This window comes from Arthrobacter sp. L77 (genome assembly GCF_000816565.1).
Classification (GTDB): Bacteria; Actinomycetota; Actinomycetes; order Actinomycetales; family Micrococcaceae; genus Arthrobacter_D; species Arthrobacter_D antioxidans.
The window spans coordinates 434,683-459,971 of record NZ_JWSU01000006.1 but is presented as its reverse complement, the minus strand read 5'-3'; the positions used below and the strand labels follow the sequence as shown (position 1 = coordinate 459,971).

General features: G+C 69.1%; 24 protein-coding genes. 13 read left to right on the top strand and 11 right to left on the bottom strand.

Going from position 1 to position 25,289, the window contains the following annotated elements; genetic code table 11:
• Window positions 1-90 precede the first annotated feature (90 nt).
• Window positions 91-1,644: an LCP family protein gene (locus RY94_RS12320; protein WP_082046319.1), complete on the top strand. Its 1,554-nt coding sequence runs from the start codon at window positions 91-93 to the stop codon at window positions 1,642-1,644.
• Window positions 1,645-1,715: 71 nt separating this feature from the next.
• On the opposite strand, the gene RY94_RS12315 is transcribed toward RY94_RS12320, so the two are convergent.
• Window positions 1,716-3,674: a M13 family metallopeptidase gene (locus RY94_RS12315; protein WP_043445451.1), complete on the bottom strand. Its 1,959-nt coding sequence runs from the start codon at window positions 3,672-3,674 to the stop codon at window positions 1,716-1,718.
• 229 nt (window positions 3,675-3,903) lie between these two features.
• Here RY94_RS12315 and leuA point away from each other — a divergent pair, with 229 nt between their 5' ends.
• The 3 genes from leuA to RY94_RS12300 all read left to right on the top strand — a co-directional run bounded on the left by leuA (window position 3,904) and on the right by RY94_RS12300 (window position 7,271).
• Entirely contained in the window at window positions 3,904-5,646 is a 1,743-nt protein-coding gene (leuA, locus tag RY94_RS12310) for a 2-isopropylmalate synthase (RefSeq protein ID WP_043445448.1), read from the top strand.
• 81 nt (window positions 5,647-5,727) lie between these two features.
• Window positions 5,728-6,474 (top strand): DNA repair protein RecO, encoded by a 747-nt coding sequence (gene recO, locus RY94_RS12305; protein ID WP_043445445.1) that lies wholly within the window; start codon window positions 5,728-5,730, stop codon window positions 6,472-6,474.
• A complete protein-coding gene (locus tag RY94_RS12300) occupies window positions 6,471-7,271 on the top strand; it encodes an isoprenyl transferase (RefSeq protein ID WP_043445444.1) in 801 nt (266 codons plus the stop codon). Before recO ends, RY94_RS12300 begins: the two co-directional genes overlap by 4 nt.
• Before the next feature lie 8 nt (window positions 7,272-7,279).
• Here RY94_RS12300 and RY94_RS12295 read toward each other — a convergent pair whose 3' ends face one another.
• Window positions 7,280-8,338, bottom strand: coding sequence for an alpha/beta hydrolase (locus RY94_RS12295; protein WP_052274309.1), 1,059 nt, complete (start codon window positions 8,336-8,338; stop codon window positions 7,280-7,282).
• Window positions 8,339-8,427: 89 nt separating this feature from the next.
• On the opposite strand from RY94_RS12295, the gene RY94_RS12290 reads away from it, so the two are divergent.
• Entirely contained in the window at window positions 8,428-9,510 is a 1,083-nt protein-coding gene (locus RY94_RS12290) for a quinone-dependent dihydroorotate dehydrogenase (protein ID WP_043445442.1), read from the top strand.
• A 91-nt stretch (window positions 9,511-9,601) separates the two neighbouring features.
• Here RY94_RS12290 and RY94_RS12285 read toward each other — a convergent pair whose 3' ends face one another.
• A complete protein-coding gene (locus RY94_RS12285) occupies window positions 9,602-10,192 on the bottom strand; it encodes a DUF3043 domain-containing protein (protein WP_043445439.1) in 591 nt (196 codons plus the stop codon).
• A gap of 109 nt (window positions 10,193-10,301) precedes the next feature.
• Between RY94_RS12285 and RY94_RS12280 the strand changes: the two genes are divergently transcribed.
• From RY94_RS12280 to RY94_RS12255, 6 genes are all read left to right on the top strand, one after another.
• Window positions 10,302-11,726 carry a dipeptidase gene (locus RY94_RS12280; protein ID WP_043445437.1) on the top strand — a complete coding sequence of 475 codons (1,425 nt, stop codon included), beginning with the start codon at window positions 10,302-10,304 and terminating at the stop codon, window positions 11,724-11,726.
• A 168-nt stretch (window positions 11,727-11,894) separates the two neighbouring features.
• Entirely contained in the window at window positions 11,895-12,275 is a 381-nt protein-coding gene (locus RY94_RS12275; RefSeq protein WP_043445435.1) for a HesB/IscA family protein, read from the top strand.
• Between the two features lie 170 nt (window positions 12,276-12,445).
• Window positions 12,446-13,318 (top strand): aa3-type cytochrome oxidase subunit II, encoded by an 873-nt coding sequence (gene ctaC, locus RY94_RS12270; RefSeq protein WP_043445433.1) that lies wholly within the window; start codon window positions 12,446-12,448, stop codon window positions 13,316-13,318.
• The gene (ctaD, locus tag RY94_RS12265) at window positions 13,318-15,045 is read left to right on the top strand and encodes an aa3-type cytochrome oxidase subunit I (protein WP_043445431.1); all 1,728 of its coding nucleotides are present in this window, start codon (window positions 13,318-13,320) and stop codon (window positions 15,043-15,045) included. Before ctaC ends, ctaD begins: the two co-directional genes overlap by 1 nt.
• A complete protein-coding gene (locus RY94_RS12260) occupies window positions 15,042-15,443 on the top strand; it encodes a cytochrome c oxidase subunit 4 (protein WP_043445429.1) in 402 nt (133 codons plus the stop codon). The genes ctaD and RY94_RS12260 overlap by 4 nt, the downstream gene beginning before the upstream one ends.
• 130 nt (window positions 15,444-15,573) lie before the next feature.
• Window positions 15,574-16,365, top strand: a complete 792-nt coding sequence (locus RY94_RS12255; RefSeq protein ID WP_043446547.1) for a GntR family transcriptional regulator — start codon at window positions 15,574-15,576, stop codon at window positions 16,363-16,365.
• 177 nt (window positions 16,366-16,542) lie between these two features.
• Here the strand turns inward: RY94_RS12255 and qcrB are convergent, their stop codons facing one another.
• From qcrB to ctaE, 4 genes are all read right to left on the bottom strand, one after another.
• Entirely contained in the window at window positions 16,543-18,228 is a 1,686-nt protein-coding gene (gene qcrB, locus RY94_RS12250) for a cytochrome bc1 complex cytochrome b subunit (RefSeq protein WP_043445427.1), read from the bottom strand.
• 1 nt (window position 18,229) lies between these two features.
• Window positions 18,230-19,252 (bottom strand): cytochrome bc1 complex Rieske iron-sulfur subunit, encoded by a 1,023-nt coding sequence (gene qcrA / locus RY94_RS12245; protein WP_043445425.1) that lies wholly within the window; start codon window positions 19,250-19,252, stop codon window positions 18,230-18,232.
• Window positions 19,253-19,321: 69 nt separating this feature from the next.
• Window positions 19,322-20,113 (bottom strand): cytochrome bc1 complex diheme cytochrome c subunit, encoded by a 792-nt coding sequence (gene qcrC / locus RY94_RS12240; protein WP_043445423.1) that lies wholly within the window; start codon window positions 20,111-20,113, stop codon window positions 19,322-19,324.
• 84 nt (window positions 20,114-20,197) lie between these two features.
• Window positions 20,198-20,836 carry an aa3-type cytochrome oxidase subunit III gene (gene ctaE / locus RY94_RS12235; protein WP_082046318.1) on the bottom strand — a complete coding sequence of 213 codons (639 nt, stop codon included), beginning with the start codon at window positions 20,834-20,836 and terminating at the stop codon, window positions 20,198-20,200.
• Between the two features lie 147 nt (window positions 20,837-20,983).
• Between ctaE and trpD the strand changes: the two genes are divergently transcribed.
• Window positions 20,984-22,045, top strand: a complete 1,062-nt coding sequence (gene trpD, locus RY94_RS12230) for an anthranilate phosphoribosyltransferase (protein ID WP_052274308.1) — start codon at window positions 20,984-20,986, stop codon at window positions 22,043-22,045.
• Window positions 22,046-22,109: 64 nt separating this feature from the next.
• Here the strand turns inward: trpD and RY94_RS12225 are convergent, their stop codons facing one another.
• A complete protein-coding gene (locus RY94_RS12225; RefSeq protein ID WP_043445421.1) occupies window positions 22,110-22,394 on the bottom strand; it encodes an Lrp/AsnC family transcriptional regulator in 285 nt (94 codons plus the stop codon).
• 34 nt (window positions 22,395-22,428) lie between these two features.
• Complete coding sequence (locus tag RY94_RS12220; protein ID WP_082046389.1) at window positions 22,429-22,857, bottom strand: DUF3054 domain-containing protein; 429 nt, start codon at window positions 22,855-22,857, stop codon at window positions 22,429-22,431.
• A gap of 288 nt (window positions 22,858-23,145) precedes the next feature.
• On the opposite strand from RY94_RS12220, the gene RY94_RS12215 reads away from it, so the two are divergent.
• On the top strand, window positions 23,146-23,709 hold the full coding sequence (locus RY94_RS12215) for an isochorismatase family protein (RefSeq protein ID WP_043445419.1): 564 nt from the start codon (window positions 23,146-23,148) through the stop codon (window positions 23,707-23,709).
• Window positions 23,710-23,767: 58 nt separating this feature from the next.
• Here the strand turns inward: RY94_RS12215 and glsA are convergent, their stop codons facing one another.
• Both glsA and RY94_RS12205 read right to left on the bottom strand, forming a co-directional pair.
• Window positions 23,768-24,844 (bottom strand): glutaminase A, encoded by a 1,077-nt coding sequence (gene glsA / locus RY94_RS12210; RefSeq protein ID WP_442853451.1) that lies wholly within the window; start codon window positions 24,842-24,844, stop codon window positions 23,768-23,770.
• Window positions 24,844-25,089, bottom strand: coding sequence for a LapA family protein (locus RY94_RS12205; protein WP_043445417.1), 246 nt, complete (start codon window positions 25,087-25,089; stop codon window positions 24,844-24,846). The genes glsA and RY94_RS12205 overlap by 1 nt, the downstream gene beginning before the upstream one ends.
• Between the last annotated feature and the right edge of the window lie 200 nt (window positions 25,090-25,289).

Here is a 25,289-nt window from a genome sequence, read left to right as displayed (position 1 = left end):
CCCCACGTCCTGACCCGCCGCCGGGTACCGGCGCGCCGTCCCCGATGCCGCCGGCAGTATCCACGTCCGACCACCCGAAGGAGCCCGGGCATGACCCGCCGACCGTCCAGTGATGGCGCGCAGAACGCCGGCGACGCCGCTGCGGCGGTCACCACCGATGCGCACGGCGATGCGGCGCCGGCAGGGCGGCATCTCGGCCGCGGGGGCCGGCACCGGGGGCTGGTGATCGCCGCCATGGTCATGGCCACCGTCCTCGTCGCCGCCGTGGCGTTCGTCGCGGTCCAGGTGTTCCGCCTGCAGTCGAACGTCGCGACCTCCCCACTGAACCTGGGCGAGAACGGGGAAACGGCGCTCCCCGTGGACTCCCGCACCGATCCGCTCCAGATCCTCGTCCTCGGCACGGACACGCGCACCGGCAACGCGGGGGAGTTCTTCGGGAGCGAGGACGATTCGGCCGGGGACGGCAACTCGGACGTCATGATGCTCCTGACGCTCTCGGCCGACCGGGAGGACGTCACCGTCGTCTCCTTCCCCCGCGACCTGCTCGTCCCGCTGCCCAGCTGCGTGAACCCCGAGACCGGCGAGGCCTCCCAGGCGATGGATTTGGGCCAGCTGAACGGCGCGCTCGGCGAGGGAGGGCCCGGGTGCACGGTCGCGGCGATCAACAACCTCACAGGACTGTCGATCGACCACTTCATGATGGCGGACTTCAACGCGGTCAAGGAGCTGTCCTCCACCCTCGGCGGCGTCGAGGTCTGCGTCGAGGAACCCGTGGACGACGAGTATTCCGGTCTGACCTTGCCCGCGGGGACCAGCGAAGTCGAAGGTGACCAGGCGCTGGCCTTCCTGCGGACGCGCCACAGCTTCGGCGACGGCGGCGACACGGGGCGCATCGCGGCACAGCAGTCGTTCCTGGCATCCATGGCGCGCAAGGTGCGCGCCGAAGGCACCCTGACCAACCTGCCCAGGCTCTACTCGATCGCCGACACGGTCACGCGCAACCTCACGGTGGACGAAGATCTGTCGCGGCCCACGGAGCTGCTGAAGATCGCGGACCGCATGAAGGACGTCGACCTCGGCAACATCGCCTTCGTGACGGTCCCCACCGAGCAGTGGGTCGAGGATCCCAACCGCCTGGTGCTCGACGAGGACGCGGCCGCGCCGCTCTTCGACGCGCTGCGCGAGGACCGCGGCCTCACCGAGGACGAGCCCGAACCGTCGGCGACGGCAGCTCCCGCCACGCAGGCGCCCGCCGCGTCCGCCACCCCCGAGGCCCCGGCGGCCGACCCCGGGACGGTCCCCGTCCTCGTCGTGAACGCCACCTCGGACCCGGAGCGGGCGGCCGAACTGCAGGAGCTGCTCGTCGCCGCCGGATACACGCAGGCCGTACCCTTCGCGTCCGTGCCGGCGGAGATGTCGCAGGTCTACTTCAGTTCCGGGTACGAGGCGGCTGCCGCGGATGTCGCCGACCGGTTCGGTGTACCGCAGAGCCGGGTCACCCTCGACGAGTCGGCGGCCGGCGTCCAGCTGCTCGTCGGGGCGGACCTGGCCACCGGCCCCAGGGTCGTCGTGCCGCCGCTGGGCAGTGCGCTGGAGGGCCAGACGGCCGACGAGGTGACCTGCCAGGCGTCGTCGGGCCTCTAGGAACGGCCCCGGGACGCAGGCCGGCCCCCGTCGTCCCGGGACGACGGGGGCCGGCGTGCCGGGGACGCGGCCTACCAGATGCGCACGCGGTCCTCGGGCTCCAGCCACAGCCGGTCCTCCGCGCCGAGGCCGAACGCCGCATGGAACTCGTCCAGGTTGCGGACCACCTGGTTGCAGCGGAACTCGTTGGGGGAGTGCGGATCGACGGTCAGGCGCCGCTTCGCCTCCTCCGGGCGGATCTTCTGCTGCCAGCACGTGGCCCAGGAGAGGAAGAAGCGCTGGGTCCCTGTCAGCCCGTCGATCACCGGAGCCTCGGCACCGCCGAGGCTCAGCAGGTAGGCCCGGTAGCTGATGCCGAGACCGCCGAGGTCGCCGATGTTCTCGCCGAGGGTGAGCTCGCCGTTCACGGTCCGTCCGGCCACCTCGGACGGCTCCAGCGCGGCATACTGGGCGACGAGGCGCCCGGTCAGCGCGTCGAAGGCGGTCCTGTCCGTCTCGCTCCACCAGTTCCGCAGGCGCCCGGTGCCGTCGAACTGGGATCCCTTGTCGTCGAACCCGTGGCCGATCTCGTGGCCGATGACCGCGCCGATCGCGCCGTAGTTGACGGCGTCGTCGGCCTCGATGTCGAAGAAGGGCGGCTGGAGGATGGCCGCCGGGAAGACGATCTCGTTCATGGTGGGCATGTAGTAGGCATTGACGGTCTGCGGTGTCATGAGCCAGGCGCCCCGGTCGATCGGTCCACCCAGCTTGCCGAGCTGCCGGCGGTGTTCGAACTCGGCGGCGCGTAGTACGTTGCCGTGGAGGTCGGACGCCTGCACCTCGAGCGGGCCGTAGTCGATCCACGTCTCCGGGTAGCCGATCTTCGTCGTGAACTGGGACAGCTTCTCGAGGGCGCGCTCCCGGGTCTCGTCCGTCATCCACGCCAGGGACGTGATGCTCGCTTCGTAGGCCGCGATGAGGTTGCCGACGAGGTCGAGCATGGCGGCCTTGTGCGTGGCCGGGAAATGCCGTTCGACGTACCGCTGCCCGATCGCCTCGCCCACCGCGCCCTCGACCAGGGCGACGCCGCGCTTCCAGCGGTCCTTGATGCGGGGAGTGCCCGCGAGGTGCGTGCCGTAGAACGCGAAGGCGGCGTCGACGAACCGCTCGTCGAGGTAGTCGGCCGCGTGCAGCAGGACGCGGCTCTCGAGCCACTCCCGCCAGGTGCCGAGGTCCTCGGAGCGCAGCGCGCCGTCGAGTCCGCGCACGAACCCGGGCTGGTTGACCACGAGCTCCGCGGCCTGGTCGGGGGTGTCGGTGACGATGCGCAGCCATGGGACGAGATGCTCCGAGAGCCCGGCGACGGCGTCGTGCTGCACCAGGTTGTACGTCTTCTGCGGGTCCCTGCGCTCCACGGACCCCATCGACGACGCCGCGAGGCGCGTCTCCAGCGCGAGGACACGGGCCGCTGCGCCGGCCGGATCGGCTGTCCCGGCGAGGTCGAAGAGCCGCGCGAGGAGGTCCCGGTACCTGTCACGCGTCTCGGCGAAGCCTTCCTCGCGGTAGTAGGACTCGTCGGGCAGGCCGAGTCCCGACTGGTACAGGTGCAGCAGGTAGCGCTCGGGGTTGCCGGCGTCGTTGCTCACATACGGCGCCACGAAGCCCTGGATGCCCGAGCGGGTGAGGCCGGCGCTGAGGTCCACGAGGTCCTCGACCGTGGCCACCGCCCTGATGCGGTCGAGCAGGGGCCTGATCGGCGCGGCACCTGCGGCCTCGATGCGTGCCGTGTCCATGAAGTCCGCGTACAGGGTGCCGATCTTCGTGTCGAGCGCGTCGGTGGAACCGCCGGCCGCCTCCGCCGCGGCCTCCTCGATGATGGTCCGCACGGCGAGCTCGGAGGCGTCGCGCAGGCCGGTGAACGAGCCCGTGAGCGGTCGGTCGTCGGGAATGGCCGTGTCCCTGAGCCACACGCCGTTCGCGTGCCGGAAGAGGTCGTCCTGGGGCCGGATCGTCGTGTCGAGAGTGGTCGGATCGAAGGTGCTGATCGTCATGGTGGCTTCCTGATTCCTCGTGGTGCTTCCGGGCGTGCACTCGTCCGAGCGCCCCCGGAAGCCATCCTATGTGCCGTGCTATCGTGGAAATGTGCGTGCACAGAGAACTCTTCTTCGGTGCCGCGGCGAGGCCATCTAGGACTCAGAGCCATTGGCCACCCCTCGCCGCGGTGTTCGCGTCGCCCGGCCGCCGGCACACTCAGTTCCCATAGACAAGGCCGATCCCCCCATGCGAAACGCACAGAAGACCTCCGGTATGCCGTTCGGCAAGTACCGTCCCTTCCAGGACCAGATCACCGTCGAGCTCCCCGACCGCACGTGGCCGGACCGCGTCATCACGAAGGCGCCCCGCTGGTGCGCCGTCGACCTCCGGGACGGCAACCAGGCCCTGATCGACCCGATGAACCCCGAGCGCAAGCACAAGATGTTCGACCTGCTCGTCCGGATGGGCTTCAAGGAGATCGAGGTGGGCTTCCCGTCGGCGTCGCAGACCGACTTCGACTTCGTCCGCCAGCTCGTCGAGGGCGACCGCATCCCCGACGACGTCACCATCCAGGTCCTGACGCAGTCGCGTGAACACCTGATCGAGCGGACCTACGCGTCCCTCGAGGGGGCGGACCGCGCGATCGTGCACCTCTACAACTCGACGTCCGTGCTGCAGCGGCGCGTCGTGTTCGACCAGGACCAGGACGGCATCATCGACCTCGCCCTCCAGGGCGCCCGGCTGTGCCGCAAGTTCGAGGAGAACATGGGCAGCACGGCGATCACCTACGAGTACTCCCCGGAATCGTTCACGGGGACGGAGTTGGAGTTCGCCGCCCGCATCAGCAACGAGGTGTCGGCCGTGTTCGAGGCCTCCGCCGACCGGCAGATGATCCTGAACCTGCCGGCCACCGTCGAGATGGCGACGCCGAACGTGTACGCGGACTCGATCGAGTGGATGAGCCGCAACCTCACGGACCGGGACAGCATCATCCTGTCGCTGCACCCCCACAACGATCGCGGCACCGGGGTGGCCGCGGCGGAGCTCGGCTACCTGGCCGGCGCCGACCGCATCGAGGGATGCCTCTTCGGCAACGGCGAGCGGACCGGCAACGTGGACCTGGTGACGCTCGGGATGAACCTCTTCAGCCAGGGCATCGACCCGGAGATCGACTTCTCCGACATGGACTCGATCCGCCGCACCGCAGAGTACTGCAACCAGCTCAGCGTGCCCGAGCGTTCCCCCTACGGTGGCGACCTCGTCTTCACCGCCTTCTCCGGCTCCCACCAGGACGCCATCAAGAAGGGCTTCGAGAGCATGGAGCGCGACGCCGCCGCGGCCGGCGTCGGTGTCGACGACCTCCCGTGGGCCGTCCCGTACCTGCCGATCGACCCGAAGGACATCGGCCGGTCCTACGAGGCCGTCATCCGGGTGAACTCGCAGTCCGGCAAGGGGGGTGTGGCGTACCTGCTCAAGCACGAGCACAGCCTCGACCTGCCGCGCCGCGCGCAGATCGAGTTCTCCGGCGTCATCCAGCGCCGTACGGAGACCCAGGGTGGCGAGGTCAGCGGCGCCCAGCTGTGGTCGGTCTTCCAGGACGAGTACCTGCCCACGCGTACCGAGGGCGGCGCGGAGGCCTGGGGCCACTACGAACTCACCTCCGTCAACACGGACACGGCCGAGGACGGCTCGTTCAAGCTGGTCACGACGCTCCTGGTGGACGGTGTGCAGCAGCGGAAGGCGGCCCAGGGCAACGGCCCGATCGATGCCCTGCTCACCATCCTCGGCCAGGACGGCGTGGACGTCCGTGTCCTCGACTACACCGAGCACGCCCTGTCCTCCGGCGGCAACGCGCGCGCCGCCGCGTACGTGGAGTGCGCCGTCGGCGAACGGGTGCTCTGGGGCGTCGGTATCGACGCGAACACCACCATGGCCGCGCTCAAGGCGGTCGTCTCGGCGGTCAACCGGGCCATCCGCGACGCCGCCTGAGCCCCGCCGGCTCCCGGCCCGCCACCCCCGCCGTCCCGCTCCGAGCGGTCCGGCGGGGGTGGCAGGTGGGAGAATGATCCAGTGCCTTCCTCGTCAGCATCCCGCACCTACCGCACTGAGGGCGTCGTGCTGCGCACCTACAAGCTCGGTGAGGCGGATCGCATCATCGTCCTGCTGACCCGTGAGCACGGGCAGGTGCGTGCCGTCGCCAAGGGCGTCCGCCGGACCAGCAGCAAATTCGGTTCGCGGCTGGAGCCGTTCATGGCCGTGGATCTCCTGCTCGCGCACGGGCGGAACCTCGACGTGGTCACCCAGGCGCAGACCAAGGGTGCCTACGGTCACGGCATCGCCTCCGACTACGGCCGCTATACCGCCGCGACCGCCATCGCCGAGACCGCCGAGCGCCTCACGGACATCGGCGAGGCCCCGGGAGCACAGTACGCGCTCGTCGCCGGGGCGTTCTCCGCCCTCAGCCGCGACCTGCACGCCTCGGAGCTCATCCTCGATTCCTACCTGCTGCGCGCGCTGGCGACGGCGGGGTGGGCCCCGAGCTTCACGGCCTGCGCCCGCTGCGGCGCGCCCGGCCCCCACTCCGCCTTCTCCGCGCCGCTCGGTGGTGCGGTCTGCCCGGTCTGCCGGCCGCCCGGCTCGGCGTCGCCGTCGTCCGCGACCATGGCGCTGCTCGGGGCGCTGCTCACGGGCGACTGGACGGTCGCGGATGCGTCGGAGACCGGTGCGCGGCGTGAGGCCGCCGGTCTGGTCGCCGCCTACCTCCAATGGCACCTCGAACGCGGGGTCGCCTCCCTCAAACATGTGGAGCGTGTATGAACAACCCCGCCCGACCCGCAGCGCCCTGGCCCCACCCGAGCGGCGAGCAGGCCCCGTCCATCCCGCGCCAGTTCGTCCCCAGGCACGTCGCGATCGTGATGGACGGCAACGGCCGCTGGGCCAACGAGCGCGGCCTGCCCCGCACCGAGGGGCACCGGGCCGGTGAGGCGGCGCTGCTCGACGTCATGGCCGGGGCGATCGAGATCGGCGTCCGGCACGTCTCCGTGTACGCCTTCAGCACGGAGAACTGGAAGCGGTCCCCGGAGGAGGTCCGGTTCCTGATGGGGTTCAACAAGGACGTGCTGAGGCGCCAGCGCGACCAGCTCGACCAGTGGGGGGTCCGCATCCGCTGGTCGGGGCGCCGGCCGAAGCTGTGGCAGTCGGTCATCCGGGAGCTGGAGGACGCCGAGCGGTACACCGTCGACAATACGACCTGCACCCTGACGATGTGCGTCAACTACGGCGGGCGCGCAGAGATCGCCGACGCCGCGCGCGCCATCGCCGAGGACGTCGCGGCCGGCACCCTCAAGGCCTCCTCGGTCAGCGAGAAGACCGTGCAGCGGTACCTCGACGAACCGGACCTCCCCGACGTCGACCTGTTCCTGCGCACCTCCGGCGAGCAGCGGTTGTCCAACTTCATGCTGTGGCAGTCCGCGTACGCCGAGATGGTCTTCATGGACACCCTGTGGCCGGACGTCGATCGTCGCACCCTGTGGCGTGCCATCGAGGAGTACGCCTCCCGCGACCGCCGGTACGGGGGAGCGGTGGACCAGGCGGCGGACCGGGTGTCCTCCTAGCTGTACACCTAGCGGGGCGGCGGGCCGGGCCGGGACGGGGCCGACCGGGCGACCGGCGGCCGGGACCCCGCCGGGACCTGCGCGTCCATCCACGCGGTGGCCGCACGGACCGCGGCGTCGCGGACCCCGGGTCGGGACAGGAAGACGTCGTGCAGGGCGCCGGGCAGGCGCCGGATGGTGACGTGGTGCCCGAGTTCCGCCGCACGGCGCACCATCGGCACCACATCGAGGATGCTGTCGGACTCCAGCATCGACTCGCTCCAGGTGGCGCTGATCGAGGACGCCGCGGAGCACAGGACGAGGACGGGCACGTCGACCGTCACGCCGCGGGACAGGGCTGCATGGCCGGCGAGAACGGCCGCGAGCCACCCGGCGCGGATGGGAAATCCCGTCTCCGGCCGCCACGCCGGATCGATCGGCCATTCGCCGTCGAGCGTGTCGCTGATGCTCCTGAAGTAGAACCCCAGTGCGGGAAGGCGCAGCCGTGCCTTGGGCCGACGGCGCGAGAGGGTGTCGAGGATGCCCTGTGCGGCGCTGCGCAGGAGGGCACTGCCCTGGGTGTCGAGCCACGGACTGTTGAGGACGAGCGCCGCGATCCGCCCCGGATGGCGCGCCGCCCACAGCGTCGCCGTGAGCCCGCCCGTCGAGTGCGCCATGAGCACCACCTCGGGGTCGGTCGCCGTCCCGGCGCGCGACGCCAGCCGCGCCCGCAGCGCGGCCAGGGCCGCCTCGATGTCGGCGTCGTACTCCTCGAGGGACACCGCGAAGCCGGGGGTCTGGCCCGGCAGCAGGCTGCGGCCGTACTTGTGGAGGTCCAGCGCGAAGAACGCCCAGCCCCTCGCGGCGAGCGCTTCGGCGAGCTCCGTGTGGAAGAAGTAGTCGCTGAACCCGTGGATGTAGAGGACGGCCCGGACGGGTCCCGGCGCCTCACCGCCGGCGTCCGGGGGAGCATCCGGTTCGTAGGCCACCAGGGTCGCCACCCGTGGGCCCTCGTCGTCGGGTTCCAGCGGGAGGGTCAGGGCATGGAAGGGATCCCCGAGGATGTCCTCCGACCAGCTCTCGTCCATGCCCCGACCCTACCGGCGCACGCCTCCCGACGCCCATGACCCGTCCCGTCCGATTGGTGCCCGCCGCGGGAGCGTGGAATTCTGGTGGCATGCGCTTCTACCCGACCTTCTTCCGGATCGTCTTCTCCGGGATGGACGCCGAAAGGGCCCACCGCATCGGCTTCGGCCTGATCCGGGCGGTCGACCTCACGCCGGTCGGCTGGGCACTGCGCCGTCTCTGCGCACCCGACCCGAGCCTCGCCACGACCGCCTTCGGTGTCGAGTTCCCCTCACCGTTCGGGCTCGCCGCGGGCTTCGACAAGGGCGGCAAGGGGGTGCTCGCCCTCACCGCGCTGGGGTTCGGCCACGTGGAGATCGGCACCATCACCGGCCAGGCCCAGCCGGGCAACCCCGCGCCGCGCCTGTTCCGGCTCGTCGAGGACCGGGCCGTGATCAACCGGATGGGCTTCAACAACGACGGCGCCGCCGCCGTCGCTCCCCGCCTCCGGGCGGCGCGGAGCAGGCTGGCACACCGTTACCGGTCACGGCCACGGCCCGTGGTCGGCGTCAACATCGGCAAGACCAAGAAGGTGGACCTCGTCGACGCGGTCGCCGACTACCTCGTCAGCGCCGAGCAGCTGGCGGCCGTCGCCGACTACCTCGTGGTCAACGTGTCCTCCCCGAACACCCCGGGCCTCCGGCTGCTCCAGAGCGTCGAATCGCTCCGCCCGCTCCTCGAAGCCGTCCGCAGCACCGCGGACGCCGCGGCGGGCCGGCACGTGCCGCTCCTGGTCAAGATCGCGCCGGATCTGACCGATCAGGACATCGACGACGTCGGCGCCCTCGCCCTCGCCCTCGGCCTGGACGGCATCGTCGCCACCAACACCACCATCACGCGCGAGAACCTCGTCACGGACCCCGAGGACGTCATGGCGAAGGGGGTCGGCGGACTGAGCGGGGCACCGCTGAAGGCCCGCGCACTGGAGGTCCTCACCCGGCTGCGGTCGGCGGTCGGGGATCAGCTGGCCATCATCGCCGTCGGCGGCATCGAGACGCCCGGGGACGTCCTCGAGCGGCTCGACGCCGGCGCCACCCTCGTCCAGGGCTACACGGGCTTCCTCTACGAGGGGCCGTTCTGGGCGTACCGCATCAACCGCGGGCTCCTGCGGGCGCGGCGTACCCCGGCCGCCTAACCGGCGGGTGGACGCGAAGGAGCCGGGCCCGAGGGCCCGGCTCCTTCGACGTTCGGTGCACCTGGACCGGTGCCGGGAACGAGCGGACGGGTCAGTCGGGGTACTGGCCCCGGCGGACCTGCGGCTTGGGCAGGCGGAGGCGCCGGAGCTGCAGGGCACGGGTGATGCCGTACCAGAGGTCGCCCTGGTTGGGGGAGCCGAACTTCTCGGTCAGCTTCTTCCCCAGCTTCCGGCGCAGCAGGACGCAGTCCACGATCACCGCGACGATCAGGACCCAGAACGCCATCAGCACGGCGCTCTGCACCGCGAGGGACTGGAAGAAGCTCAGGATCACGAACACGAGGGCGGCGATCATGAGGAACTCGCCGACGTTGATGCGGGCGTCGACGAACTGGCGGATGTACCGGCGGTTCGGGCCCTTGTCGCGCAGCGGGAGGTAGCGTTCGTCGTCGGTGTCGAGCGCCCGCCGCATCTTCGCGCGCTCGTCCCTCACCGTGGTGCGGCTCTGGTCGCGCGCCGCCTTGCGGTCGTTGGGCACGAGGGGCCGCTTGCGGGCGGCCTGCTGCACGCTGCGCTTGGGCGTGGGAGCGCCCTTGCCCTGCGCGCGCTGCGCCTCGGGGGTGCGTGAAGCGCTGTCAACGGCTTCCTGGGCAGAGGGGGCTTCTTTGTTTCGTCCGAACACCCCTTCAGGATACCGGGTCCACACCGCGCGGAGACCGGACCCCGCCCACCGGGTCGTGCCGGTGCGCCGGCCTCCGGCCTCCGGAGTGCGGCGTGTGTAGGGTTCTGGCATGACTTCCGTGAACCCCTCGATCGACCGTCCGTACGATCCGTCGCGTGTCGGCGACGACCTCCGCGCCAGTGTCGACGCGTCCTTCCCCCGTATCGTCGAGCAGCTCTCGAGCCTCGTCGCCATCCAGGGCATCGCCTGGGATGCCTTCGATGCCCATGAGCTCGACCGCAGTGCCGAGGCGGTGGCGGCCCTGATCCGCGGGGTGGGCATCGACGACGTCCGCATCCTGCGCGTCGACAACGACGGCACGCCGGGCGGTCCCGCCGTCGTCGCCCGCCGCGCCGCGGCCGTCGGGCAGCCGACCGTCCTCCTCTATGCCCACCACGACGTGCAGCCGCCCGGGGATCCGGCGCTCTGGGACTCCGAGCCGTTCGTCGCCACGGAACGCAACGGCCGGCTGTACGGCCGCGGCGCGGCCGATGACAAGGCGGGCATCATGGCGCACATCGGCGCCTTCGGGGCCCTCACCGAGGTGCTCGGCGACGCGTTCGGTGTCGGCGTGACCCTGTTCATCGAGGGGGAGGAGGAAGCCGGCTCGCCCACCTTCCGCTCCTTCCTCGAGACCTACCGGGACGATCTCCAGGCCGACGTCATCGTCGTCGCCGACTCCAGCAACTGGAAGGTGGGTGTACCCGCCCTGACCACGAGCCTGCGCGGCCTCGTGGACGGCACCATCGAGGTGCAGGTCCTCGACCACGCCGTGCACTCCGGCATGTTCGGCGGCCCCGTGCTGGATGCCCCGACACTCCTGTCCCGGCTGATCGCCACACTGCACGACGACGCCGGCGACGTCGCCATCGCGGGGCTGCACGGCGGGGACCACGCAACCGTGGACTACGACGAGGACGACTTCCGGGCGGATGCCTCGGTGCTCGACGGCGTACGCCTCGTCGGCACCGGGTCCATCGCTTCGCGCCTGTGGCACAAGCCCGCGCTGTCCATCATCGGCATGGACATCCCGTCGGTCGCGCTGTCCTCGAACACGCTCCTTCCCCGGGCCCGCGCCAAGTTCAGCCTGCGCCTCGCCCCCGGACAGGACCCCCGGGCCGCGATGGATGCCGTCCGGTCCCACGTCGCAGCCCACGCACCGTTCGGCGCCCGGGTGACGTTCACGCCGGGGGAGACGGGGAGCCCCTTCCGGACCGACACCACGGAACCCGCGTCCCGGCTCGCGCTGTCGGCGCTCGAGGAGGCCTGGGGCGTGCGGCCCGTGGAGGCGGGCATGGGCGGCTCCATCCCCTTCATCGCCGACCTCACCGAGCTCTTCCCGTCCGCCCAGATCCTCATCACCGGTGTGGAGGACCCTGACTCCCGCGCGCACAGCGCGAACGAATCACTGCACCTCGACGAGTTCCGGAAAGCGGTCCTGGCTGAGGCGATCCTCCTCGCCCGCATCAACGACGGCGGACTCACCCGCGGCTGAAGGGCGGCTGACGTGCGAACGGGACGGCGGGGCGGAAATGTTTCGGCCCCGCCGGCCGTTATCACTGGTGCGGGCCCGGCGTACGATGAAGGAAAGCCGTGCGCGCCATACCGCGGACGGCACTGAGAGCGGACACACCACGGTGGGGTCCGAGCGAGGAGATACATCATGAGCACATCGACCACCGAGACCGGATCCGTCCAGGATTCCGCGGAACTCACCGCCCACGAGGTCAATCTGTCCGACGTCGCGGCAGGAAAGGTGCGCAGCCTCCTCGAGCAGGAAGGCCGGACCGACCTCCGGTTGCGCGTCGCGGTCCAGCCCGGCGGCTGCTCGGGCCTGATCTACCAGCTGTACTTCGACGAGCGGGTCCTCGACGGCGACGCCGTCCGCGACTTCGACGGCGTCGAGGTCATCGTGGACAAGATGAGCGTCCCGTACCTGTCGGGAGCATCGATCGACTTCGAGGACACCATCTCGAAGCAGGGCTTCACCATCGACAACCCCAATGCGGGCGGATCCTGCGCCTGCGGGGACTCCTTCCACTAGCACGCCGGCAGGGCCCGGAACGTCACCGACGAGGTGTGTTCCGGGCCTTTTGCGTGTCACCGGATCGCGGGTCTTCCGGGTAAGCTCTACAGTGAGTAGTAAAACTGGATGTGCACCCCGGGCCGCTTCACGGGCGGGTGGCAACGCACGTAGAAAAGGAAGGTCCGTCTGTGAGTTCGCAGGACCGAACCGGTAGCAAGCGCGTCAGGATCACGAAGATCTCCAGCATCTCGCTGGCCGGCGCCCTCCTACTGACCGGCTGTTCAGCAGAAGCCCAAAATGGATGGCTTCCGGCAGACCGGAACAACACCAACCACACCGGGGCCATCACCGATCTGTGGGTCAACTCGTGGATCGCGGCCATGGTCGTCGGCATCATCACGTGGGGCCTGATCATCTGGTGCATGGTCGCCTACCGCCGCCGCAAGAACGACACCGGCTACCCGCGGCAGATCAGCTACAACCTGCCGCTCGAGATCTTCTACTTGACCATCCCGCTGTTCATGGTGCTCGTGTTCTTCTACTTCACGGAGCGCGACATCGCGACCATCGATGCCCGCGTCGAGGACCCCGACGTCATCGTGGACGTCCGCGGCAAGCAGTGGTCGTGGGACTTCAACTACGTCAAGCAGGACAAGTACTCGGCGGGCGTCCAGGGCAACCTGAACGGCGAGGAGGGCGTGCCGGAGAACCTCCCGACGCTGTACCTCCCCGTGAACCGGAGCGTCGAGTTCCAGCTCAACGCACGCGACGTGCAGCACTCGTTCTTCGTCCCCGGGTTCCTGATGAAGCGCGACTTGTACCCGGGCCGCACCAACTACATCAACCTCACTCCGACGAAGGAGGGTGTGTTCGTCGGCAAGTGCGCGGAGCTGTGCGGCCAGTACCACTCCGAGATGCTCTTCAACGTGGAGGTCGTCTCGCAGGAGGAGTTCGACGCGCAGATGGAGCAGCTGGAGGACGGTCAGCTCGGCGACGACTACGACCGCGACTCCTACCCCGAGGACGATCCCGATACCGACCCAGCCAGGAGCAGCAGCTGATGTCCACCTTCGAATACACCCTTGAGGAAGCCGGCACCGTCGCGGCTCCGCGTGTGGTTCCGAGGTCCAAGGGACGCATCGTCGTCAACTGGATCACCTCGACCGACCACAAGACCATCGGGTACATGTACCTGATCGCCTCGTTCGTGTTCTTCTGCTTCGCCGGCGTGATGGCCCTGATCATCCGGGCGGAGCTGTTCGAACCGGGGATGCAGGTCCTGCAGACGAAGGAGCAGTACAACCAGCTGTTCACGATGCACGGCACCGTGATGCTCCTGATGTTCGCCACCCCGCTGTTCGCGGGCTTCGCGAACGTGATCATGCCCCTGCAGATCGGCGCTCCCGACGTCGCCTTCCCGCGGCTGAACGCCCTGGCCTTCTGGTTCTTCCTCTTCGGCAGCACCATCGCCGTCTCCGGCTTCATCACCCCGCAGGGCGCCGCGTCGTTCGGCTGGTTCGCGTATGCCCCGCTGTCCAGCACGACATTCTCGCCGGGCGTAGGTGGGGACCTGTGGGTCTTCGGGCTCGCGCTCTCCGGGTTCGGCACGATCCTCGGTGCCGTCAACTTCATCACCACGATCATCTGCATGCGCGCCCCCGGCATGACGATGTGGCGCATGCCCATCTTCACCTGGAACACCCTCATCACGGCGATCCTCGTCCTGATGGCCTTCCCGCCGCTGGCCGCCGCGCTGTTCGCGCTCGGCGCCGACCGCCGCTTCGGCGCCCACATCTTCGACCCGGAAGCCGGTGGGGCCATCCTCTGGCAGCACCTCTTCTGGTTCTTCGGGCACCCCGAGGTCTACATCATCGCGCTGCCGTTCTTCGGCATCGTCTCCGAGATCTTCCCGGTCTTCAGCCGCAAGCCGATCTTCGGCTACAAGGGCATCGTCTACGCGACGATCGCCATCGCAGCCCTGTCCGTGACCGTCTGGGCCCACCATATGTACGTCACCGGAGCTGTGCTCCTGCCGTTCTTCGCCTTCATGACCATGCTCATCGCGGTCCCCACCGGCGTGAAGTTCTTCAACTGGATCGGCACCATGTGGCGCGGATCGATCACCTTCGAGACGCCGATGCTCTGGAGCCTCGGCTTCCTGGTGACGTTCCTCTTCGGCGGTCTCACCGGCATCATCCTGGCCTCGCCGCCGCTGGACTTCCACGTCTCCGACACCTACTTCGTCGTCGCCCACTTCCACTACGTGGTCTTCGGGACCGTCGTGTTCGCGATGTTCGCCGGCTTCTACTTCTGGTGGCCGAAGTTCACGGGCAAGATGCTCAACGAGCGCCTCGGCAAGATCCACTTCTGGATGCTGTTCCTCGGCTTCCACGCCACCTTCCTCATCCAGCACTGGCTCGGCGTCGAGGGCATGCCCCGCCGTTACGCGGACTACCTGCCCGAGGACGGCTTCACCGCGATGAACCAGTTCTCCACCATCGGGTCCTTCGTGCTCGGCGCGTCGCTGATCCCGTTCTTCTGGAACGTGTACATCACGTGGCGGACCGGCAAGAAGGTGGAGGTCGACGACCCGTGGGGCTTCGGGGCCTCCCTCGAGTGGGCGACGTCCTGCCCGCCGCCGCGCCACAACTTCACCTCCCTGCCGCGCATCCGGTCCGAGCGCCCCGCGCTCGACCTGCACCACCCCGAGCTGCAGCAGACGCACACGCCCGATGACAGCGCCGCCAGCTTCATGGGTGCCGCTGACCGAAAGGACGCCGACGCATGAGGATCGAGACGAAGCTCTTCACCTACCTGACGCCGTTCTTCCTGCTGGTGGGCACGGTCTACGGGTTCCTGGTGGAGTGGACGGAACCGGTCGGGTTCCTCGCCCTCTACCTCACGGCCGGCCTCTCCGGGATGATCGGTTTCTACCTCGGCTTCACCGGCAAGCGTGTCGGTGACCGTCCCGAGGATCGCCTCGACGCGGAGATCCACGAGGGTTCCGGCGAGCAGGGGCACTTCAGCCCCTGGAGCTGGTGGCCCCTGGTGCTCGGCCTGTCCGCCGCCACCTGTTTCGCCGGGCTGGCGGTCGGCTTCTGGATCCTCTACATCGGTATGGGGCTCGCCGCGATCGCACTGGTCGGCTGGGTCTACGAGTACAGCCGCGGGTACCACGCCCACTGATCCACCCGCTCATCCGACGCAGAGGGAGTCCGCCACGTGCGGGCTCCCTTTCGTCTGTCCGGCATCGTACAGTCGTACGGTCATACAGAGGCAGTGTCGTCCGACGCCCCGATCACAGGAGATGGAATCCATGGCCGTGGTACCGCGACGCTTCGACGCCGAACCGCTCGACGACGCATCGGCAACGCCGAAGCACGTCCAGCTACGCGAGAGCCTGCGCCGCTACATCCGACAGTTCGGTGAGCCCGGAGCCGGGATACCGTCCGAGCGGCAGCTGGGCAGCTACTACGGCGTCGCCAGGATGACGGTCCGCCACGCGATCGACGCCCTCGTGGCGGAGGACGTGCTGGAGCGCATCGTGGGGCTCGGGACCTTCGTCGCACGCAGCAAGATGGACCTGCACATGAAGATGACGTCCTACACCGAGGAGATGATCCGCCGGGGGATGGTCCCCGACGCACGGGTCCTCAGCTTCGAACAGCAGGGGGCCTCGCCCCTTGTCGCGAGGGAACTCCAGATCGAGCTGGGCCAACCCGTGGTGCGCTTCCGACGCCAGCTCCTCGCCGACGGCGAGCCCATGAGCGTCGACGAGAATTTCATCCCCGCCCACTGCGTGCCCGGTATCCTCGACGATCCTCCGCCGACGTCGCTCTACAACGTGCTGAGTGAGCGGTACGGCCTGGTCATGGAGTGGGGGGAGGACACCATCGAGGCGACCGCCGCCTCGCCGTCGATCGCGCGCCTGCTGAACGTGGAGATGAACGCGCCCCTGCTGAAGATCCAGCGGCATGCGTACGTGGCCCGCAGCATGGTCGACTACTCCGTCTCCTACTATCGCGCCGACCGGTACAAGCTGTGGGTGCCCCTGCAGCGCCCCGGCATCCGCACGCCTCGCGCCTACAGCGCCAATCGGCTCCGATAGCCCCTGAGTCCCTTCGGGGCCCGCACGGGCACCACAGCAGCGGGAGGGCTGCCCTTCACGGCCTTCGTCAGGCGGCGGCCGACAGCGGGCCGCGTACCCGGACCGAGCAGGGCAAGAAGGAGGGGCCCGGACGATTACTCGTCCGGGCCCCTCCTTCAGCGTGTCGGGAGATGGTCCCTAGTGGCTGGCGATGGACTCGCGGTCCTTCGCGCCGGCGACCTCGTCATGGTGATCGCCGTGCGACGCCGCGAGCTCCTTCGGCGTCACGGGAGCGACGCGGTCCTCGAAGAAGAAGCGGGAGACTCGGCCGTGGGCCTTGTCCAGGAGCGAGATCTTGCCGTTCTCGTCCGGCTTCGGCACGGTGACCTCGGGCGACTCGAACGCGACCAGCTTGTAGCGGCTGTAGTCGTCGACCTGCTCGTGGACCTCGATGAACTCGCCGTGCGGCAGGCGCACGATGCGTCCGGTCTCGCGGCCGTGGAGCGCGATCTCCCGATCCTTGCGCTGCAGGGCCAGGGAGATCCGGCGCGACGCCATGAAGGCGAGGATCGGACCGAAGATCACGAGGAAACGGAGCCAGTAGGTGACATCGTTCAGCGACACCATGAAGTGCGTGGCGATGAGGTCGGAGCTTGCAGCCGCCCACATGACGCAGTAGAACGTGACTCCTGCGACGCCGACCGCGGTGCGGGTCGGTGCGTTGCGGGGACGGTCGAGCAGGTGGTGCTCACGCTTGTCCTTCGTCACCCAGGACTCGATCCAGGGCCAGGCGAACATCGCGGTGAACACGATGATCGCGGGGACCAGGGCCGGGATGAGGACATTCAGCGAGAGCGTGTTGACGCCCCAGGGGAACGGAAGCAGGAACTCGAAGGTGAAATTGTCCCCGAGCGTCCCCGGCATCAGCCGCAGGGCGCCGTCGACCCAACCGATGTACCAGTCGGGCTGGGTACCGGCGGATACGGGTGAGGGGTCGTACGGACCGTAGTTCCAGATCGGGTTGATGGTGAAGGCGGCCGCGATGGCTGCCAGGACACCGAACACGATGAAGAAGAATCCACCGGCCTTCGCGGCGTACACCGGGCCTACGGGGTAGCCGACCACGTTGGTGTTGGTCCGGCCGGGACCGGGGAACTGGGAGTGCTTGTGCAGCACGACCATGAACAGGTGGATACCGATCAGGAGCAGGATCACCGCGGGGATGAGCAGGATGTGCAGGACATACAGCCGGCCGATGATCATGGTCCCCGGGAACTCACCGCCGAAGAGGAAGAAGCTCAGGTAGGTACCGACCACGGGGATGGCCTTCATGACGCCGTCGATGATGCGCAGTCCGTTGCCGGAGAGCAGGTCATCGGGGAGCGAGTAGCCGGTGAAGCCGGCGGCAAGGCTCAGGATCAGGAGGGTGCAGCCCACAACCCAGTTGAACTCGCGGGGGCGGCGGAAGGCGCCGGTGAAGAAGACCCGGAGCATGTGCACGGCCACGGAAGCCACGAACAGGAGCGCAGCCCAGTGGTGGATCTGCCGCATGAACAGACCGCCGCGGATATCGAAGGAGATATCCAGGGAGGACGCGTAGGCGACGGACATCTCGACGCCGCGGAGGGGCAGGTAGCTGCCCTCGTAGTGCGTCTCGGCCATCGAGGGATCGTAGAAGAAGGTGAGGAAGGTCCCGGAGATCAGGAGGATGACGAAGGTGTACAGCGCCACCTCGCCGAACATGAAGGTCCAGTGGTCGGGGAAGATCTTCCGGCCGAACTCCTTCACGATCCCGGAGCCGCCGACCCTGGAGTCGACGTAGTCGGTGACCTTACCCACGCGCGTCTTCGGCACGTACGGTTGCGTCACGGTTGAACTGCTCATGTCAGCCTCGCTCCCAGAAACTAGGTCCTACGGGTTCTTGGAAATCGCTCGTCGCAACGAGGTATCCCTGGTCGTCGACTCCGATGGGTAGCTGCGGCAGGGGACGTGCTGCCGGTCCGAAGATCACCTTGCACTCCTGCTCGAGGTCGAAGGTGGACTGGTGGCACGGGCACAGGAGGTGGTGCGTCTGCTGCTCGTACAGTGCTACCGGACAGCCGACGTGCGTGCAGATCTTGGAGTACGCGACGATGCCCTCGTACGCCCAGTCCTCACGCTCGGGGGAGGGGTTGAGCTCCTCGGGGTCGAGGCGCATGAGCAGGACGACGGCCTTGGCCTTCTCCTCCAGCTTGTTCTCGACCTCGTTGAGTCCCTCGGGGATGACGTGGAAGGCCGAACCGATGGTGACGTCCGAAGCGCGGATGGGGGTACCGCTCGGGTCCCGGGTCAGCCGGACGCCGGCATCCCACATGGTCTGCTTCAGCACGTTGCCGGGCAGGGGGCCCAGGTCGCGGAAGATGACGATCGCCGGCAGCGGAGCGAGGAGAGCAGCCCCGAGGAGGGTGTTGCGGATGAGGGGACGGCGCTTGATGCCGGACTCGTCGAGGATGTCGTTGACGATCTTCTCGGCGTCCCGGCGGTCCTGCTCCGGACGGATCACATGGCGTTCCTCCGTGACCTCGTGGTCCGGCATGAGCGTCTTGGCCCAGTGGACGATCCCGACGCCGATGCCCAGCATCGCGAAGGCGGTCCCGAGGCCGAGCAGCAGGTTCTGGAGGCGCAACTGCGCGATGGTCTCATCGAGCTCCACGAGGAAGTATCCCGCGAAGAACAGCAGCGTCCCGAGGACGGAGATGAAGAACAGCAGGGCGACCTGGCGTTCGGCACGCTTCTCCGCCCGCGGATCGCGATCGGCGAGGCGCGGGCGGTGGGGCGGGAGCCCCGGGTTCTCGAACTCGTCCAGCGCCCGCCCGGGCGAAGCAACGGTGACCGAGCTTCCGGGAGCGCCGTGACTAGAGTCGGCCATGATCCCTCTTATCTTTCATTAGGTCCTGCGAGTCTGTGATTGATTCGTTCACGCGGCGCTCCTGGATGGTCAGGAGGACCGCGACGTGAGCCACACGGTGAAGGCGATGATGACGCCGAGGCCTGCCACCCAGATGAAGAGGCCCTCGGACACCGGGCCGAGCGAGCCGAGGTCCGCTCCACCGGGGGAGCCCTGCTCCTCGATCGTCTTCAGGAAGGCGATGATGTCCTGCTTGTCCTCGGGGCTCACATTGGCGTCGCTGAAGACCGGCATGTTCTGCGGGCCGGTGACCATGGCCTCGTAGATGTGCTTCTCGCTCACATCGGCGAGGCCCGGGGCGTACTTGCCGCGGGTCAGGGCGCCGCCGGCAGCGGCAGCGTTGTGGCACATCGCGCAGTTCACGCGGAACAGCTCGCCGCCGTGGGCGGGGTCGCCTTCGGAGGAGTCGATGATGTCGCCGGAAGGAATCGACGGACCGGCGCCGAGCGACGCGACGTACGCGGCCATCTGGCTGATCTGCTCGTCGGTGAACTGGACCGGCTTCGCCTGCGCCTGGGGCCCGTCCATCTGCATCGGCATGCGGCCCGTGCCCACCTGGAAGTCGACGGATGCCGCGCCGACACCGACGAGCGACGGCGCTGCGTCCGACCCTGTGGCGCCCATGCCGTGGCAGGACGCACAGTTGGCCGTGAACAGCTTGCTGCCCTCTTCGATGTCGTCGGCACTGGCGGTGGTGGTCTGTGCCTGCGCCTCGTTGGCGGTGCTGGCGGCGGCGTAGATCCCGCCGGTGAGGAGGAGCGCCATCAGGAGCAGCGCCAACGCTGCGAGTGGGTGACGCCGCCTCTGGGAGAGTGCCTTCACGGGGTGGTTCCTGCCTTGTCGATGCGAGCGCTGCGGAGATTCTTCAATGAATTCTACCTCTAGTAGAAGAGCGTACAGGAGGAGTTACTGAAGGAAGTAGATGATGATGAACAGGCCGATCCACACGACGTCGACGAAGTGCCAGTAGTAGGACGTGACGATGGCCGAGGTGGCTTCGAAGTGCCCGAACTGGCGGGCGATGAACGCGCGTCCGATGATGAGCAGGAAGGCCACGAGGCCGCCGATCACGTGGATGCCGTGGAAGCCGGTGGTGATGTAGAAGGCCGACCCGAAGGCGTTCGAGCTCAGGGCGACGCCTTCGGCGACAAGCTCCGCGTACTCGTAGGCCTGCACGGAGACGAAGATCGCTCCCATGACGAAGGTCAGCAGGAACCACTCGACCATGCCCCAGCGGGAGAGCTGGAAGAGGCCGCCCGTCCTGCGGGGCTGGAGTCGCTCCGCGGCGAACACGCCGAACTGGCAGCTGAACGAACTCGACACCAGGATGACGGTGTTCACGAGCGCGAAGGGGACGTTCAGCTTCTCGGTCTCCATGGCCCACAGCTCGCCGGAGGTGGAGCGCAGGGTGAAGTACATGGCAAAGAGGCCGGCGAAGAACATCAACTCGCTGGACAGCCACACCACGGTTCCGACGGAGACCATGTTGGGGCGGTTCAGGGCGGGATGCGGGGCGGCGCTGGGGGCTTGGGTCGCAGATGTCACAGACTCATTATGTCCCCAAGATCAGGGCGATCACCAACGCGAAACGGCCGCCGCACAGGCCGTGGCGGGCCGGGGGACGTGTTACGCCCGTGATTCCGCGGAAGTTCCCCGGGATGACTTTCTACAATTCGTAGATAATCTTGGACGGTGAGCCTGACAACAAGCCCCGCCGCGGTGCAACCCACCTGGCCGTCGATCTTCTCGTCCCTCCTCGCGGGCACCGACCTGAGCGTGGGACAGAGCCGCTGGGCGATGGACACGATCATGGAGGGCGAGGCGAGCCACGCCCAGATCGCGGGGTTCCTGGTCGCGCTGCGCGCCAAGGGGGAATCCGTCGACGAGCTCACCGGACTGGTCGAGGCGATGCTCGGCCGGGCGCACCGGATCAGCGTGGGCGGGCCCACGCTGGACATCGTCGGGACGGGAGGCGACGGACTCGGCACGCTCAACATCTCTACGATGTCCTCGCTGGTCGCGGTGGGTGCCGGTGCGAGGGTCGTCAAACACGGGAACCGCGGTGCCTCGTCCGCCTCCGGTGCCGCGGACGTGATCGAGGAGCTCGGGGTGCGGCTCGACCTGCCACCGGCCGACGTCGCGCGGACGGCGGAACGGGCCGGCATCACGTTCTGCTTCGCGCAGGTCTTCCACCCGTCCATGAAGCACGTCGCGGTGCCGCGTCGTGAACTCGGCATCCCCACCGCCTTCAACTTCCTGGGGCCGTTGAGCAACCCGGCAGGCGTCAGCGCGCAGGCGCTCGGGTGCGCGGACGCGAGGATGGCGCCCCTCATGGCCGGCGTCCTCGCGGCGCGGGGGATCCGCGCGCTCGTCTTCCGTGGCGACGACGGCAGGGACAAGCTGACCACCAGCGGGTCCTCCACGGTGTGGGAGGTCCGCGACGGGCTTGTCTCGGCCCACGAGGTGCACCCCCAGGACTTCGGGCTCGACGTCGTGCCCGTCGATGCGCTGCGCGGCACCGACGCCGCGGGGAACGCCGCGGTCGTCCGGTCGGTACTGGGCGGCGGGACCGGACCGGTGCGGGACGGCGTCGTCCTCAATGCCGCCGCCGGGCTCGTGGCTTTGGACCCCGCCGCGGAGGGAAGCCTCGTGGAGCGCATCACCGCAGCCATGGAGCGTGCGCGTGCGTCGATCGACTCCGGAGCCGCCGCGGCGGTGCTGGAGCGCTGGGTCGAGGTCAGTCGCTCGTACTGACAGTTCGCACTGATGGTTCGTCCTGACCGCCCGTACTGACAGGTCGGCCGGGGCGCTGCGGTGCCTACTCGCTGTCGAACCCGAGGGAGAAGGCCGCGTCGAGGTCGTGCTGGGAGTAGGAGCGGAAGGCGATCTGCGTCGTCGTCGAGCGGATGCCCTCGATCTTCGACAGGCGGTCGGCGATCACATCGGCCAGGTCCTCGTGGCGGCTCACGCGGGCGATGGCGATGAGGTCCCACTCGCCCGTCACCGAGTACACCTCGCTGATGCCCGCGATCTCGGAGATGGCCTGCGCGCTCTCGGGGATGCGGGAGGCGTCGGTCTGGATGAGGACGAATGCGGTGATCATGGCATGCCTTTCGGGAGACGGAGAGGGATCGGACCTACGCTACCGGCCGGCGGCGGCGCCGGACCACGCGGAGGACGACGCGCGGGAGCAGCAGGAACGCACCGAGGACGATCAGCGTGACGACCTGGAAGCTGAGCGCGACCCCGCCGCCCGCCAGGGCGCGCACCACCAGTCCGCCGGCGACGGTCACCACCCAGAGGACCACCCCGGTGGGCCAGGGGGCGCCCGGCGAACGCCAGGCCCGTACGGCCAGGGTCGCAGTCGCGTAGGCGACGAGGAACGGCCAGGCGGTCTCGAGCACGCCCGCGACGGTGACGCCGTGCTCGTGCGTACGACGGCCCGAGGCGGCGAAGACGAGGATGAGGGCGACGTCGGCGATCCACCACGCGACAGGGACCGTCCGCGCCCGTCCGGGCCGGGACCGGGACGGGTCGGCTGGACGAAGGGGGGCGCTGCGGGGCATGGCACCAGCGTAGTGGTTGTCCCCGTGCATGCAGGAGAAGCTCGACCCTGCCGTCACGGCCGGTTCCTCACCCGGGCGGACGCTGCGGCGAAGGCCGTGGAGCGCGGCATCCTCGGTGCTGCCGGGCCGCCCAGGGTCCACCCCGCAGGACCGTCCCGCGGCAGGACGTGCCGTCGCGGAACGGTCCTGTCCGCATTCCGCGTGGCCGCGGTCCGCCCGGCGGCTACGCTTCCCTCAGCCGATACCCACCGGAGCGGGCCCCGCTCCTCGCCGCGTCCAGGAGCGCCGATGACCACGCTGCAGAACCGTCCGAACACCGCACTGATGGTCATCGACGCGCAGAACGGAGTGGTCTTTGAGGCGCACGCCCGCGACGCGGTGCTCTCGTCCATCCGCGGACTGGTATCGAGGGCACGCGACGCCGACATCACCGTCGTCTGGGTCCAGCACTCCGACGCCGGACTCGAGAAGGGCAGCGACGCGTGGCAGCTCGTGCCCGAGCTCGAACGCCTCGCCTCGGATCCGCTGATCCACAAGACCTACGGAGATTCCTTCGAGGCCACCGACCTCGAGTCCGTCCTCGGCCTGGCAGGAGTGGGGCGCCTCGTCGTCACCGGTGCGCAGACCGACGCGTGCATCCGGTCGACCATCCACGGGGCGTTCGTCCGGGGCTACGACGTGACGCTGGTCGGTGACGCGCATACCACCGAGGATCTCAGTGCCTTCGGAGCGCCGGCTCCGGATCAGGTCATCCGGCATACCAACCTCTACTGGCAGTACCAATCCGCGCCGGGCCGGACGGCGGACGTCACCCCGGCGGAGGACGTGCACTTCGGTGGGGGCGGCGGCTGAGGGGCCGGCTCCCGGAGCTCCCGCGACCCGCCGAAGCGCACCCGCCGGGCCCTGACGCTCACCCGGTGCGCTCCGCCGGCCTGCCCGGGGGCGCCGCGTCGGGTTCCGGCGCGGACGCGAAGAGATCGAGGCCGAGACTCCGCGACAGGCTCCGTGTGGCGTGCTGCCCACGGACGCTCGTACCGGCCGCGTCGAGTCTCGGCGAGTAGGTGGCCATTCCGCCCTTGCCCGGTGCCACGGTGACGATGCCGCCGGACACGCCGCTCTTGCCCGGCAGGCCCACCTCGTAGAGCCAGTCGCCCGAGCGCTGGTACAGCCCGGAGGTCGCCATCACGGCGAGGGTGTCCCGGCAGGCGGAGGGATCGACGACCCGCTCGTGTGTCAGGGGGTTGATGCCGCCATCGGCCAGCGTGGCGCCCATCACCGCGAGGTCCCTGGCCGAGACCAGGAGCGAGCACTGCCGGGTGTAGATGTCGGTGGTGAGCAGGGGATCGTAGGACATGTGCCCGTAGCTCCTGAGCAGCGCCGCGAGCGCACGGTTCCGGTGATTGGTCGCCGCCTCCGAATCGTAGACCTGGCCGTCGAGCAGCAGCCGCCGGCCGGCGAAGCGGGACATGCCGTCCTGGAGGAACTGCCACTTGGCTGCGGCCGAGTCACCGGGGGCGAGGCTGATCATGACGAGCGCCCCCGCGTTGACCATCGGATTCCTGGGGCTGCCACCGTTGAGTTCGAGTGCCATCACCGAATCGAACGGCAGTCCCGAATTGTTCACCCCGACGGCCTCCCGGACGACGGTGTGGCCGAGGGCGTCGCACACCAGGGCGAAAGTGAAAGCCTTCGAGATGGACTGGATCGAGAATGCGTCCTGTGCGTCGCCGATCGAGAACGAGGTACCGTCCACCCCGCAGACACTGATGCCGAAGCGGCCGGGATCGGCGGCTGCGAGCGACGGGATGTAGTCGGCCACCGTGCCGTCGTCGAGCGCGGCATAGGCTGCATGGGCGTCGCGCAGCAGGCCGCTCACCGTCAGGCGGGGCGGGAGGTGTCCCGTCGAGGTGAAGCGCCTGCCGCCGGACGGGTCTGCGGCGTGGACCGGGCTGAGCAGGTCGAGGGCGCCGCTGTCCCGGGGGTCCACTAGGCCGACCGGCGGTGGGCCAGCCACCCGACGGCGATGCCGACGACGGTGGCGCACGCGAGCGTGATCCACAGGGGGAGCGTCACCGTGACGAACAGCAGGGAGACGGCCGTTTCCTGCCTGTTCTGGGCGATGAAGATCACGGCGAGGATGGCGAGCACGACCGCGATGACCTGGCGGAGGGTGAGCCGGTGCCACCACGGCTTCGCCGTGTTGGCGCCCTTGACCTTGTTCTGGTTCGTCATGACGATCCCTTCATCTCGACGGGTCGTGGCCCCGTCGGCTCCCCGGGCCGGCGGGGCTCCCAGTATGTCCCTCCGCCCCGCGCGCCGGTCCCGCCGGTCGCCGATTCACCCTTCTGCTGGCGCGAATCACCCGTCCTGGGTGTGGGCGGCGCCCGTCACGTGGCAGAAGCTGGCCGGAGTCGCCGAGCGGATCACGGGCA

What these genes read in the sequence shown, in the direction of transcription:
- RY94_RS12320 (WP_082046319.1), top strand. Translation starts at nt 91, where the DNA reads ATGACCCGCCGACCGTCCAGTGATGGCGCGCAGAACGCCGGCGACGCC.
- RY94_RS12315 (WP_043445451.1), bottom strand. Translation starts at nt 3,674, where the DNA reads ATGACGATCAGCACCTTCGATCCGACCACTCTCGACACGACGATCCGG.
- leuA (WP_043445448.1), top strand. Translation starts at nt 3,904, where the DNA reads ATGCGAAACGCACAGAAGACCTCCGGTATGCCGTTCGGCAAGTACCGT.
- RY94_RS12300 (WP_043445444.1), top strand. Translation starts at nt 6,471, where the DNA reads ATGAACAACCCCGCCCGACCCGCAGCGCCCTGGCCCCACCCGAGCGGC.
- RY94_RS12295 (WP_052274309.1), bottom strand. Translation starts at nt 8,338, where the DNA reads ATGGACGAGAGCTGGTCGGAGGACATCCTCGGGGATCCCTTCCATGCC.
- RY94_RS12290 (WP_043445442.1), top strand. Translation starts at nt 8,428, where the DNA reads ATGCGCTTCTACCCGACCTTCTTCCGGATCGTCTTCTCCGGGATGGAC.
- RY94_RS12280 (WP_043445437.1), top strand. Translation starts at nt 10,302, where the DNA reads ATGACTTCCGTGAACCCCTCGATCGACCGTCCGTACGATCCGTCGCGT.
- RY94_RS12275 (WP_043445435.1), top strand. Translation starts at nt 11,895, where the DNA reads ATGAGCACATCGACCACCGAGACCGGATCCGTCCAGGATTCCGCGGAA.
- ctaD (WP_043445431.1), top strand. Translation starts at nt 13,318, where the DNA reads ATGTCCACCTTCGAATACACCCTTGAGGAAGCCGGCACCGTCGCGGCT.
- RY94_RS12260 (WP_043445429.1), top strand. Translation starts at nt 15,042, where the DNA reads ATGAGGATCGAGACGAAGCTCTTCACCTACCTGACGCCGTTCTTCCTG.
- RY94_RS12255 (WP_043446547.1), top strand. Translation starts at nt 15,574, where the DNA reads ATGGCCGTGGTACCGCGACGCTTCGACGCCGAACCGCTCGACGACGCA.
- qcrB (WP_043445427.1), bottom strand. Translation starts at nt 18,228, where the DNA reads ATGAGCAGTTCAACCGTGACGCAACCGTACGTGCCGAAGACGCGCGTG.
- qcrA (WP_043445425.1), bottom strand. Translation starts at nt 19,252, where the DNA reads ATGGCCGACTCTAGTCACGGCGCTCCCGGAAGCTCGGTCACCGTTGCT.
- RY94_RS12225 (WP_043445421.1), bottom strand. Translation starts at nt 22,394, where the DNA reads ATGATCACCGCATTCGTCCTCATCCAGACCGACGCCTCCCGCATCCCC.
- RY94_RS12220 (WP_082046389.1), bottom strand. Translation starts at nt 22,857, where the DNA reads ATGCCCCGCAGCGCCCCCCTTCGTCCAGCCGACCCGTCCCGGTCCCGG.
- RY94_RS12215 (WP_043445419.1), top strand. Translation starts at nt 23,146, where the DNA reads ATGACCACGCTGCAGAACCGTCCGAACACCGCACTGATGGTCATCGAC.
- RY94_RS12205 (WP_043445417.1), bottom strand. Translation starts at nt 25,089, where the DNA reads ATGACGAACCAGAACAAGGTCAAGGGCGCCAACACGGCGAAGCCGTGG.